Origin of the sequence: Zobellia russellii (assembly GCF_044597075.1) — a bacterium.
Taxonomy (GTDB): Bacteria; Bacteroidota; Bacteroidia; order Flavobacteriales; family Flavobacteriaceae; genus Zobellia; species Zobellia russellii.
In genome coordinates, this window is record NZ_CP139000.1 from 1,655,670 (window position 1) to 1,668,593 (window position 12,924).

8 protein-coding genes are annotated in these 12,924 nt (G+C 38.9%); 1 reads left to right on the plus strand and 7 read right to left on the minus strand.

The window, feature by feature from the left end; all coding sequences use genetic code 11:
• Positions 1–3 precede the first annotated feature (3 nt).
• A complete protein-coding gene (locus SJY45_RS06690; protein WP_400073747.1) occupies positions 4–1,872 on the minus strand; it encodes a sulfatase-like hydrolase/transferase in 1,869 nt (622 codons plus the stop codon).
• Between the two features lie 474 nt (positions 1,873–2,346).
• On the opposite strand from SJY45_RS06690, the gene SJY45_RS06695 reads away from it, so the two are divergent.
• On the plus strand, positions 2,347–6,498 hold the full coding sequence (locus SJY45_RS06695) for a two-component regulator propeller domain-containing protein (RefSeq protein ID WP_400073748.1): 4,152 nt from the start codon (positions 2,347–2,349) through the stop codon (positions 6,496–6,498).
• A 34-nt stretch (positions 6,499–6,532) separates the two neighbouring features.
• Here SJY45_RS06695 and SJY45_RS06700 read toward each other — a convergent pair whose 3' ends face one another.
• The 6 genes from SJY45_RS06700 to SJY45_RS06725 all read right to left on the minus strand — a co-directional run bounded on the left by SJY45_RS06700 (position 6,533) and on the right by SJY45_RS06725 (position 12,892).
• Positions 6,533–6,823 (minus strand): chaperone modulator CbpM, encoded by a 291-nt coding sequence (locus SJY45_RS06700; protein WP_400073749.1) that lies wholly within the window; start codon positions 6,821–6,823, stop codon positions 6,533–6,535.
• Positions 6,824–6,827: 4 nt separating this feature from the next.
• A complete protein-coding gene (locus SJY45_RS06705; protein WP_400073750.1) occupies positions 6,828–7,739 on the minus strand; it encodes a DnaJ C-terminal domain-containing protein in 912 nt (303 codons plus the stop codon).
• Positions 7,740–7,982: 243 nt separating this feature from the next.
• Positions 7,983–9,059, minus strand: a complete 1,077-nt coding sequence (locus tag SJY45_RS06710) for a family 16 glycosylhydrolase (RefSeq protein WP_400073751.1) — start codon at positions 9,057–9,059, stop codon at positions 7,983–7,985.
• Between the two features lie 82 nt (positions 9,060–9,141).
• Positions 9,142–10,755: a hypothetical protein gene (locus SJY45_RS06715; RefSeq protein ID WP_400073752.1), complete on the minus strand. Its 1,614-nt coding sequence runs from the start codon at positions 10,753–10,755 to the stop codon at positions 9,142–9,144.
• A gap of 65 nt (positions 10,756–10,820) precedes the next feature.
• Positions 10,821–12,587 carry a RagB/SusD family nutrient uptake outer membrane protein gene (locus tag SJY45_RS06720; protein WP_400073753.1) on the minus strand — a complete coding sequence of 589 codons (1,767 nt, stop codon included), beginning with the start codon at positions 12,585–12,587 and terminating at the stop codon, positions 10,821–10,823.
• A 56-nt stretch (positions 12,588–12,643) separates the two neighbouring features.
• Positions 12,644–12,892: a hypothetical protein gene (locus SJY45_RS06725; protein WP_400073754.1), complete on the minus strand. Its 249-nt coding sequence runs from the start codon at positions 12,890–12,892 to the stop codon at positions 12,644–12,646.
• Positions 12,893–12,924 lie beyond the last annotated feature (32 nt).

The following is a 12,924-nucleotide window of genomic DNA, read 5'->3' on the forward strand; positions in this document are numbered from 1 at the left end:
GAGTTATTTCATTTCAGGATTCAAAAACTCCAAACGACGAAGAACTTCTGACTTCTCAGTTCTAAACTCTGGGTTTATATTACTAATGTCAATTGGAAATTCATATCCATAATCATACGAACCAAGAAGTACTATTGAATTTAAAATTAACAAGGCTTCTGTCTCATGTTTAGCGGAATAAAGGGCTTCCAACATAACAGGAACAGGGTCTCTCGCTTTAGTGATACCTAAAAACTCCGCAGCTCTAACTTTATTTACACCTTGATCATCATTCTGTGTTATTTTTTCTATTTCCGGAGTTAAGCTTTTCAATTCATTTCCAAAGCTGCTGCAAACAATCAATGCCCAATATCGTTGCCATGGGTCCGAAGAAACCAGTAATTCCTTTAACTTGGTTTGGGCCGTTGCAGCATCTTCTAACATTATATTTGCCGTTGCCACATAATCTTGAATCTCCTTTTTATGTGCTCTACCAAACTTTACGGGATTACTAAAAGCATTTTCCACTAAATAGAACTCGGGGTAAAAAGATAAATCCGGCATACCCATTACCCAATCGTTTATAAGTCCACGCATTTCTAAAAGCTTTGTGTCAAAATTAGGGTCGGCGGCCAAATTCACGGTTTCATAAGGGTCATTCTCTACATCAAAAAGCATTTCAGGTGTACGTGATTTGAAAAAAGTAGACTGTTTATCATTTAATGCTCCTTTTTCGTACATTTTTTCCCACTCGCGATAGGCTGCTTGCTGGTAACGGTAATTATTCATTAACCCATCAAAATTAAAGGGCTGGTAGTTTCTTATGTATTTGTATTTGCCCTTACGAACGGAGCGTACCATATCATACTTTTCATCAAATCTATCGGCATAACCATAAGCAACATCTTCTTTGCTCAATTCTTCTGCGTTAACATCCTTACCCAAAAACGGTTTACCGTCTATTTGTTCCGGAATTTTAGCACCGGCTAGGTTCAGTACAGTTGGGGCCAAATCTATAAAGCTCACAAAACGGTCTGTTTGGCTTCCTGATTTTAAGTCCACCATGTCTTTGTAGTTCTCGGGAATCCTGACCACCATAGGCACATGAAGTCCGGTTTCATATAAATACCCTTTACTTCCTGGTAATACTCCACCATGGTCTCCGTAATAAAAAATGAATGTGTTTTCTAGCTGTCCATCAGCTTCCAAGGCTTTTACAACCTCCCCCAATTGACCGTCCATTTCCACAATTTTATCACGATAGCGTGCATTAGTGTACCTGAACAATTCCGTGTCCGGATGGTTAGGTTGCACCTTATAATCATTAACTCCAGCTTGCTTAGGCGAATCGCTTAAATCACTCTCTGGAAAATGTAGTCTGGATTCGTGGGTAGTTCCAATATTATGCACATAGAAAAAAGGCTGGTCCCCTGAACGGTTTTTCCAAGTTGCTTTTCCCGATGATTCATCCCATGCATCATCACTTTTAACAAAATTATAGTCTTCTTTACTATTGTTTGCGGTATAATATCCGACATCTCTTAAATAAGCAGGAAACATTCGTAACGAGTCCGGCATAGGAACCAATTCCGACCTCCTATGATACTGAGCTCCTGTCCTGGGCGCATAACACCCTGAGATTATAGTTGAACGTGCTACACTACAAACAGGAGCATTTGAAAAGGCACGGTTAAACTGTATGCCATGCTGGGCCAATGCCTCAATATTGGGAGTTTCAATACCATTTTCATCAAACATTTTTAGATAATGTTTGGAGTTATCCTCTGAAACGATCCAAACTATATTTGGTGGTTTTTGATGGGTTTCCTGTTGCCCTTTGCACGCAATATTGATTATTAAAATAAAAACTGGGAGCACATATTTAAGCTTCATAACTAGCTATAGTTTAAAAAATGAAAGTCTGGTTGTAACAATAAACAATCTCAATACTTCAAAAATGTCAATTATCTTTATAATACGGTAAGACTTTTGGCTTGAATAGTAGAACAAAAGTCTTTTGTGTAGAATTAGTTTAGTTCTTCTGGTCATATTTATCCTAGAAAAGTATCTATAACCAAAAAATATCATGTATTTGCACGGATGGTTCCCAAGTTCAACGTCTAGGAATGAAACAAATGTTTAAAAGATTAAAACTTTTGATTTTAAACTGAAAAAACCAACCTAAAACAATGGTTTCACGTTATTTTTATTTGTTTCTTATTATCCAAAGCTTTTACCCTATCTGAATTCTCTTAAAATTGAAATTCATTTAGGTGATGTTCAAAGATATATCCACATAAAAAAATAGTTATTCGTACTGCTCATATATTTTCGAAATTTAGACTTTGTTCAAGAAGACTTGGAACAATGGCAGGCGTTTTTACCCTATTGTTCTCATTGGTCCTAAACGCTCAAACTGAGACATACTTTCAGCATTTGGACAATAATGATGGTCTTTCCCAGAATGATGTGGTAGCCCTTTACCAAGACTCCTATGGCTACATATGGATCGGAACGGATGATGGTCTTAACCGCTATGACGGCAGAAATTTTAGAAAATTCAAACCATCCCCGAAAAACCCTTATGCAATAAGCGGCAACTTAATAAGTGCCATTGCCGAAGACTCTATAGGCAATCTTTGGATCGGGACGGCCGGTTACGGTATTAATTTCTACGAACGAAAAACAGGAAGATTCCACTCTTTTATGGTAGGGAAAGATAATTCCAACGGACTTATCTCAGATATTGTTAAGAGCATAATTATTGATGACGAAAATAGGCTGTGGGCACGAACGGACGGTGGTTTGCAGGTGGCTCAGATAGTAACCGGTCGTAAAACCCTCTCCTTTAATTTTCCTAATGCCGAGAACCCTGTTATTCTAAAAAAACCAACTTCTGCCTTATTCAAAGACCAACAAGGAACTATATGGGTTGGAACCTCCTCTGGAATTTTAAAAACCACCAAAGAAGATAAAGGTGAAATTCCTCAGCTTGTTCGGGTACATACAGATACGGTTGCCGTAAGAAGTATGGGGCAAAGCCCCAACGGCCAAATGGTTTTTGCAACCTCTAACGGTATTTTCACCCCCACCGAATCCGACGACCCTAATAATTTTCAACTAAAACGAATAGGAAACGAGACTATTCTAAAAATGGTAATCGACTCAAAAAATAGACTTTGGGGAGGAACCAAAAGCGGCCTGAATCAGTATCGGTTAAAAACCGATACCCTATTGTTAAAAAAACACCATGACAATAGTTTTGAAAATAGCTCAAGTTTAAGTTCCGACTATGTACGGTCTTTGTTAATCGATAAAACGGGAGTTCTATGGATAGGGACATTTGGTACCGGGATTAATAAATTAGACCTGAACGGAAAGCAGTTTAACCATTATTTGGGAGACATGCGCCCAGGAACATTGGGCCATAATATTGTAAAATCTATATACGAAGATAGCAACGGTACTCTTTGGTTTGGCACCAGGGGCGGACTAAGCTTTCTCCTAAAAGAAGAAAGTGACGGTACGTTTACAAACTTTAGACAAATAGACCGTGTAAACGCTGCTTTCTCTATGAACGAGATCAAGGTGGACGGTAAAAAAATACTGGAACTAGGAAACTCGGGTACGCAAGGTGTCTATCAAATAGACATTACCACTCCTAGCCGTAATCCAAAGGTTACGTTTAGCAATAAAATAAAGTCTACCGTGTTTAGTATGTGTACGGACAGATTTGGGCAAGTCTGGTACGGCACCTATTCTAAAGGGCTTTTTCGTGCAAAACATGCACCTTACAAGACGGTTGAAAATTTTGATAGCTCTCATAATTTTGCAAGCAAGATTATTCGAAATATAGTTGAAGATAGCAAGGGAAACTTATGGGTAGGTACTGGAAAAGGGTTGAACAAACTGCCCGCAGACCAATTACAAGAAGAAAATCCACAGTTCCAGTATTTTTCCGTAATCGCAAATGATTCAACCAGTATAAGTAATAACTATATCCTACCCATTTTTGAAAGTTCAAAAGGTACAATTTGGATAGGAACCCTTGGTGGAGGACTAAATAAACTTGTTGTAGATAAAACTACAGGGAAAGAATCTTTTAAAGCCTATACGGAAGCTGATGGGCTTCCCAACAATGTAATTAAAAGTATTGAAGAAGATGATGACGGTAACCTTTGGATTTCTACAAATAACGGTATTTCAAAATTTGACCCTTTAACCGAAACCTTTAAAAATTATGACGTTGAAGACGGTTTACAAAGTAATGAGTTTGAAGAATTAACCTCATTGAAAAAACCCGACGGGCAACTAATTTTTGGCGGCGTTAATGGTTTTAATGCCTTCTATCCAAGAAAAATCAAGCAAAATAAGATTCCGCCCGAAATTCACATAGACCGTTTCCTGCTGAACAATAAGCTGGTGCTTCCGAACAAAAAAATAGCGGATGGGGAAATACTAGACCAGACCATTTTAACCGCTAACAAGGTAAACCTTAACCATAACCAGAATAATATTTCATTGGGGTTCTCTGCGCTACATTTCTCTTCCCCTAACAAAAATGAATATCGATTTAGATTAAAAGGTTTTCAAGATGAATGGTCCGTTGCCTCCAACAACAGAAATTTAGTCACCTATACCAATTTAGAACCAGGAACTTATACTTTTGAGGTGAAAGCGGCCAATAGCGATGGTTTTTGGAATTTAGAACCAGACACATTACAAATTGTTATTGCCCCGCCATTTTGGAAAACTACTTGGGCATATGCTTTGTACACCCTTTTGGCTATTTCATTGCTTTATGCCTTTGGTAAATTTACCCTGATCCGAATAGAGGAAAAACACCAACTCACCATGAACCATCTTACCAAACAAAAGGCAGATGAGCTCAACAAAATGAAAATGGAGTTTTTCACCAATGTTTCCCATGAATTTAGAACACCCCTTTCCCTATTGAACGGCCCGTTGCAGTTCTTGGAAAAAAACAACGACATTATAGAGCCCAAAGAACGCCTGAACCAATACAGGCTTATGCAAAAAAACTCATCTTTATTGCTACGGCTTGTAAACCAATTATTGGATTTTCAGAAAATAGAACAGAAGAAAATGGTTTTAGAAGTTGGTTACTTCAACATTCTAAAAAACATACATGAGATAAAAGAATCTTTTGATTTCTTGGCTACCAATCGATCAATTCAGTTTTCGCTAATTTGTGACGAGCCCACTCTTATTACTTGGTTCAGTCCGGATGCATTGGAAAAGGTAATGAACAATTTGTTATCCAATGCTTTCAAATTTACTCCTGATGGTGGTGAAATATCCATCGTTGTAAGCAACACCTCCAAAGAAATAGACCAGACCAGAGAGGAGTACGTAAAAATAGAGGTACGCGATAATGGCAACGGCATTTCATCTGCCAGTCTAGAGAAAATATTTGACCGTTTCTTTAATGACGATAGCGCCGAAAACAGGAATACTTACGGCATGGGTATTGGCCTAGCGCTTACAAAAAGCCTTGTACAGCGGCATCATGGCGAAATTCTGGTAGAAAAAGGAACCCGGAAAGGAGCCAATTTCATTTTCTACCTTCCTAAGAAATTTGATTTTTATAAAGATGATAAAATTATAGGTTCCGAGTCTACCAAAGCTATGGTCGTTCCTAATTTGGACCACCTTAAAGAGGTAGATTTTGAAACCGAAGACGAAACAGAAGTTCTGACTTCTGATGAAAAGCCAACTTTATTGGTTGTTGAAGACAATGCAGACCTCAGGGCCTTTATAAAAAGTGGCCTCTATAGAAAGTATGAAATACTGGAAGCGGAAAACGGACAACATGGGCTTGACATTTTAAAAAACCATATGCCCAATATTATCATTAGTGATATCATGATGCCCACTATGGATGGTATATCTTTTGCAAAGGAGGTTAAGAAACAGGTGGAGTATAATCATATCCCCATTGTATTTCTTACGGCAAAAACGGATGATGACAGCCAGCTAGAAGGTCTAAAAATTGGAGTGGACGATTACCTTACCAAACCATTTAACTTAGAGCATCTAGAAGTGAAGCTGAACAATATTATGCGGTACCGAAAAGAATTACGGAACTATATGCAACGTGAAGTATCCCTTTCTCCAAGTGAAATTGAGGTTACCTCACCAGATCAAGAATTTCTGAACCGTGTTATTGAGCTTTTGGAAATGAATATTATGGATGCGGAGTTCAATGCAGAATCGCTTACGGCGGCCTTGTCTATGAGCAGAAGTGCCGTTTACAATAAATTTAAGGAATTTACCGGCCTTTCTACCGGAGAGTTCATTAGACGTTTTAGACTTAAAAGAGCCAAGCAATTATTGGAGACTACAGATCTTACCGTAAAAGAAATTCTCTACATGTCCGGATTTAATACGGCATCCTATTTTACGAAATGCTTTAAGAAAGTGTACGGAACACTGCCTAAAGAACATCAGGCAAACTATCGCCAACAAGGGAAACCCAACAATGAATTCCAAATTTAATACGTTGCTTTTCTATTGTCGTGCAACTGCTTCGCTATTCGTATACGCTTAATTTATTCCTAAGCCTTATAAGCTCTTCCTCGGTTCGTTCTATGCGTTTCAGTAATCTCGTGATTACCTCAACCCCTTCTAGGTTAATGTTGAGATCGGTATGCAATCTCAATATTTTCTCCGCCTTGGGAAGTTCTTCCATAGGAATATACAAACTATCACTACGTTGTATGATTTTTACCAGACCAAATTCATTCAGCTGACTTATGACCGTTGATGAAATGCTATGGCCGTTACAAAACTCGGTTACGGATACGTATTCTTCTTGTTGCATAATCTTAGCTTTTAAGTGATGCCAATTGTTTGAAAAGTGCCTTTTCTTGATCAGAAAGATTTGTAGGTGTTTTAACGTTATAGGTAATAAAAAGGTCCCCAAACTGACCTTCCTTCTTATAAGCAGGAAAACCTTTGCCTTTTAGCTTCACCTTGGTATTACTTTGCGTTTCCGGCTTTACCTTCAGCTTAGCTTTACCATCAAAAGTATCTACGGTAATTTCACCACCTAATATTGCGGTATACAAATCTAGGTCTACCGTCTTGTACAAATCATTACCATCTCGTTTGAACGCGGTATTATTATCTACTACAAAAGTGAGGTACAAATCTCCCTTGGGGCCTCCATTTCTTCCCGAACCGCCATGACCCGAAATTTTTATGGTCTGTCCGTTTTCAATTCCGGCAGGAATAGTTATTCTTATGTTCTTACCGTTAACCGTTAAGGTTTGCTTCTGGGTGGTGTATACGTCCCTTAATTGCAAGCGAAGTTCCGCATTCAAGTCCTGCCCTCTATATCTTACCTGCTGTCCTCTATTTGAGGTATATCCACCTTGAGAAAATCCACCTCCCCCGAACATTGATTCAAAAAAATCTGAGAAATCCCCACCGCCAAAATCCTGTTCATAGCTCTGGCCGCCACTACCCCGTGAACTTTGCTGTTGTGCTTTGGCTTTCTCAAACGTTTCGGCATGCATCCAGTCTTTTCCGTATTGATCGTATTTTTTCCGATTTTCGGCATTACCCAAGACCTCATTGGCCTCATTTATTTCCTTGAATTTCTTCTCTGCCTCAACGTCATTGGGGTTGACATCAGGGTGATATTTTCGGGCCATTTTTCTATATGCCTTCTTGATGTCCTTTTCCGTGGCATTCTTACTTACCCCCAATACTTTGTAGTAATCTATGTATTCCATATTGATGTATTATATAAGAGAAGTACTAATTACACCTTGAAATTAACTAAAAATCAACCTTAGGTCAACCGTTTTCCGTAATGTTTTTAATGCTAAAAAAAGATAATTGATATCATATGACCATTGTCACCTTTTTGAATATAAATCACAAAAAAACCATAGGTACCAATTTAATTGGGGGAACTACCTATGGTTTAATTTAAGAACGTCCATACGCTCTAACAATTCAAAAAAATGAAAAATCTATTTAGCTACAGGCTTATAGATCCTAATCCAATCTACCCTAAACGTGTTGTTATCTATATTATCTAACTCCTTATCCGTTGGGGTATACGTGTCCGATGCCAAACCAGAAGCCGGGCTAGAACGCCATGTTTGATCCTCAGTATTTATAATAATGTCCATTTCTTTACTAAGACCCGTACGGGTATCTACCTGCGTATTTCCCGGATCCTTTTCATTTGTAAAATATTTGGGATCTATAATATCCTTTCCCGAAACGGTTCTCACCAATTCTCCGTCTATATAATATTCTAAGTACCATGGGTTTTTCCAATAGATTCCATACGTATGAAAGTCCCTGTTCCAAACGGTACCGTTTTCAAACCAATTTCCTGCGTCTCTGGGCTGATAGTCCTGAAAAGGCTCCCTAATGAATACATGATGACTGATATGAATCTTCTTGGAGAAATACGAATGTTCCTTTTGCGCGCTTTCCGAATAGTCTGCACCGTAAGCCTCTAGGATATCAATTTCTTGGGTGTCATCTGGGCTCAGAAGCCATACATCCGACGCTAAAGTAGAGTTCATAACCTTTGCCCTAGCCTCAATATATACTGGATAGATTACCCTTGTTTTTGATGTAATGCAGCCCATGTTCATTTTTTTTGAACCTGGTTTTCTAGTGGCCCACATTTGTAGTTCTCCGTTTGCTACATAAGACTGTTCCCTCCTCCATTCCGTGAGGCCGGGCCCTGACCATCCGTTGTGGTAAAAGTCATCCCACTTTTCAAAAAAAACATCTCCTTTATTATCTCCCGGGGATTGGTATTCAAAATCATCTGACATTTCTTGAAACTCCCAAACCATATCCGGCCCTGCATTAGCGGGTACCGGAATTTCTTTCCAGTTGACTTCTTTAGTATCTGGTGGAACGGTTTCTTGTTCCTCTTCCTGCTGGTCCTCAACTTTCTGTTCTTGATTTACGGGCAATTCCGTAGAATTATCAAATTTTGAACCCGTACCGCAACTTCCCAACAAGACACAACAAAGCATTAATGCAAGTTGATTTCCATTCATAGTTTTTACTTTCTTGTTCATTTTTAAGTTTGATTTCTAAATGAAAAAAAAGGGAGAATCTTTCAATTCTCCCTTAAACTCAAACAAACTACTTTGTGGGGAATTATGGTCTTTCTTCTTTTTCTATGATAGAGAAATCATCATAGTATACGGTCATGTCAGTAGTTTTTTCTGCATTAGGAATAATTCTCAAATAGAACTGAGATAACGGTGTTGTACTCGTGTAATCTACAGTATGGGTTTTCCATTCTCCTACAGGATGTGCAAAATTGTTCCAAAATTGGAAACCCCAATTCTGTAACAAAAACAGACCTGTATGCGTACCACCATCTGTACCTACACCACCTGGTGCAATGTACATTTTATATGAAACGGTATAGGTTTTACCTTCTTCAAAAATTATTGGATTTTCGAACGGAGCACTGGCTTCAGCATTATCCTGACCTGCCTCAATTTTTAATTTTAAGCTATATTCACCGGTCGCTGCTTGCTCCGTAGAATACTCAACCGTTCCCTTATTACTCCAATATGGCACCCAACTGTCTGCTCCTGTTTCCAACCCTGCAATAGCTGCGGGAATTAAATTAACCGTACTCATTATTACAGGCTCATCCGTAAAAGGCAATGCCTCCCTAGTATCTGAAGATTCTATACTACCTCCTGCGTAGGAAACCGTGATTACGTCCGGACGATAGATTGGAGCCGCCAATTTGATATCCATTTTTGTTGCATCATTTGCATTTACCGCTACAGAAGCAACTTCAAAGGCTTCTCCGTTTACCATAACCGTAAAGAACTCCTCTTGTCCTCCAAATGGAGTAAACTCCCCATTATAAGGTACTTGTATGGTTTCATCTTCCAATTCGCGGATTTCTCCGGTAAGTTCAAATGGTTGAGATGAAGGGATTACCCTAATTGGTGCGTTCATAACATAGGTTTCTGAATCACCAGGAATGTTCTGACCTGAACGGGACAGGTTCATCGTAGCTCTAAAAGCTCCCAATTTATTAAAGGCAATATTGGCCAATGAATCTCCGCTACTGTTTACAACAGGATTTTCCGCAACTTCCTCACCCGGCTTCAAAGCTCTTCTTATGTTCCATGAGCGACCTGTAGGCTCGCCAATAGTAGACAGATCAGTAAACTCCATAGTATTACCTGCCTCTATATAAACTGTATCCGTTGCTTCATGATTTACTACCACATCGCCATTTCTAACCTTAATTTTAGGTACAAGTTTAGGATAGACCTTTACTAAAAAAGTAGTGTCTATAACATAAAGGTCTCCTTCTTTCTTGGCCGGCATCTCATAATCTACATCTCCGCGATTACCTTTAAAGACCACCATTTCATTAAAAGTGTTGTACAACCTTACTTTTTTCATTCCGGAGGTTTTGAATTGCACATGAACGGTTTTCTCAAACGACGTTGTGCTTCTAGGCTCTATTATGAACTGATCAAGGATTGTATCCGTTCTATCTATAGGACCTTCAAGAAAAACATCCGTTTTATCAATTCTCCACGAATGGGATACTGCACCTTGGGATAAATCCGTGAAAGACACATAATCGTCTAAATTAACCTGTATGTCATTTAACGTACCCTTGCTGGTATAGAAGCCTATATCGGAGAAAGGAAAAGGCGCCTCGTACTCATTATCGTCACATCCTACAAATAGGATGGCCAAGACGGCTAAAATTCTTATTGCGTTTTTCATTTTATACTTTTTAAGTTTCTTGCTTTTTGCATTTTTCATTGATGTCATCACTGTAACCGTCAATTTTAATTATTCAATTGCGGGTTAGCTAGGATTTCAGAGTTTGGCAATGGCCAATACGCATGTAACGCTTCGTTATAATTTGAAGATGCTTCCTGAAATTCGTTCCAGTTCTCGTCAATATCAGGATCACCAACAGGCAATTCCTTAACAATTGAAGCCCATCGGGTTACCTCTTTACCGTCTTCATCCAGCAATTTGTAGTGATCTGCCGAATAACGTCTTTGAGCCAATTCTTTAAAACGATCCGCCTTAACGCCCCATCTTCTAAGGTCTACATTCCTGTTTCCATCTCCTTCAGCAGATAGTTCCAAAGGCAATTCGGTAAACATTAAATGTTCCATCAAACTTTGAGCATCATAAGCTACATTGTCATGGTCATTTGCCGGAAACTCTCCAGTACCTGCTAAACCTAACAACTGCACTCCAGACCTTCTTCTAACCCTATTGATATAAGTTAAGGCTTCGTCTATGTTTCCTAACTTTATCTGACACTCGGCATATTGAAGATAAATTTCCGCTAGACGTATCAAACGCTCATTTACACCTGACCTTACTTTACCTGGAGAAAGCTCTTCTTCCGATCTAGTAATATCCCAGTTGGTATGCTTACGCCAAAAAGCGGTCATACGCACATTAAAGACAGACCCTTGTCCGGTCTCTTCCCTTAAGTAGTAACCCATATCCGTGTCATCCACCAAAGCTACTGACCAAGAGGTTCGCAAGCTGAACTTCCTAAAGCCTTCATTACCATCTTCATCCACAACCTTGTTACGAGGGTCAGAAAAATCCAAAGGTTCATTCCTGTATTTTAAAATAAGCCAGTTTGCAGGAATCGCTCCACGCCAAGTACCGGCACCTCCGGTAAATTGTCTTACATAAGCAGAATTTGCTACATCTCTTCCATCCCAAGGGCCCAATTCATTCTTATAATCCAATGAGTACCCTATTTCAAGAATAGATTCCTCATTAAACTCATCCATAGTTGTAAAGTTACTTCCTATGTTAGGTGTTAATGCGTAACCAAAGTCATCTATAACACTTTTAAAAAGCGTAGCTGCGGTTTCATAATCACCGGCATATAAGTATGATTGTCCCATTACGGCAACGGCCGCACCCGCAGTAACACGCCCTTTATCCTTGCCTTCCCAAGAAATAGGTAGGTTCTCTGATGCAAACTTTAAGTCTTCTAAATAGAACGCTTTAACTTCTTCTGCCGTAGCCACAGATTGATAGAACTCACTCTCTTCTACCGGTACAAAATCATAGATGGGAACTGCACCTCCGTTAAAAGAATTGTACAGGTTAAAATATATATACCCTCTTATGAACCTTGCTTGGGCCAAAATGCTAAGACCTTCTTCCTTTTCGTCTTCCGTAGTATAGGTTTCTGCTAATTTCCCAGCCGCTTCTATAACTTGATTGGCCCTAAAAATGGTTGTGTAATTAGCACTCCATTTTTGATTTATTTCATTATTGGCATCATTAAAAATCTGCAAATAATATGGGTTAGTATTAGTAGGGCGTTGGTATCCACTAGCCCAAGCTAAATCAGTACGTGCCAACTCCGCTACCAAATGAATATTCTGAGAACTCGCCAAACCTTTATAGGTAGCGGTTAGACCTTGTCCTAAGTCTTTATTATTGTTCCAGAAAGTTTCAGTAGATATTTGGTTAGGATTGGTTTGCTCCAAAAAATCATCAGAGCAGCTCCAAAAAGCTAACATGGGCACGATTATAAAAAGTAACCGTTTTGTTATCGTTGTTTTCATAACTATCATTTTTTCATTTTTTTTATCGGAATTATTCATCTTCATATCAAATTCTTTTAAAATTCAATTTGAAGTCCTGTTCGTATTTGAGAACTTACAGGATAGGTCCCTTTATCAATACCTCTTGTACTAAGACCGTTGTTCCCAACTTCTGGATCATACCCATCATACTGGGTAATGGTAAAAAGGTTTTGTGCTGCTACGTATACCCTAAACTTGGTGATACCCAACTTCTCCGTGTAATCTCTAGGTATAGTATAGCCTAAAGAAATGTTACGTAATCTGGCAAAAGTTCCATCATCCAACCAATAGTCCGTCTGCCCTCTAAAGTTGTTAT

Excerpts from the sequence above, each read along its gene's own strand:
- SJY45_RS06690 (WP_400073747.1), bottom strand. The coding sequence starts at position 1,872 with ATGAAGCTTAAATATGTGCTCCCAGTTTTTATTTTAATAATCAATATT.
- SJY45_RS06695 (WP_400073748.1), top strand. The coding sequence starts at position 2,347 with ATGGCAGGCGTTTTTACCCTATTGTTCTCATTGGTCCTAAACGCTCAA.
- SJY45_RS06700 (WP_400073749.1), bottom strand. The coding sequence starts at position 6,823 with ATGCAACAAGAAGAATACGTATCCGTAACCGAGTTTTGTAACGGCCAT.
- SJY45_RS06705 (WP_400073750.1), bottom strand. The coding sequence starts at position 7,739 with ATGGAATACATAGATTACTACAAAGTATTGGGGGTAAGTAAGAATGCC.
- SJY45_RS06710 (WP_400073751.1), bottom strand. The coding sequence starts at position 9,059 with ATGAACAAGAAAGTAAAAACTATGAATGGAAATCAACTTGCATTAATG.
- SJY45_RS06715 (WP_400073752.1), bottom strand. The coding sequence starts at position 10,755 with ATGAAAAACGCAATAAGAATTTTAGCCGTCTTGGCCATCCTATTTGTA.
- SJY45_RS06720 (WP_400073753.1), bottom strand. The coding sequence starts at position 12,587 with ATGAAAACAACGATAACAAAACGGTTACTTTTTATAATCGTGCCCATG.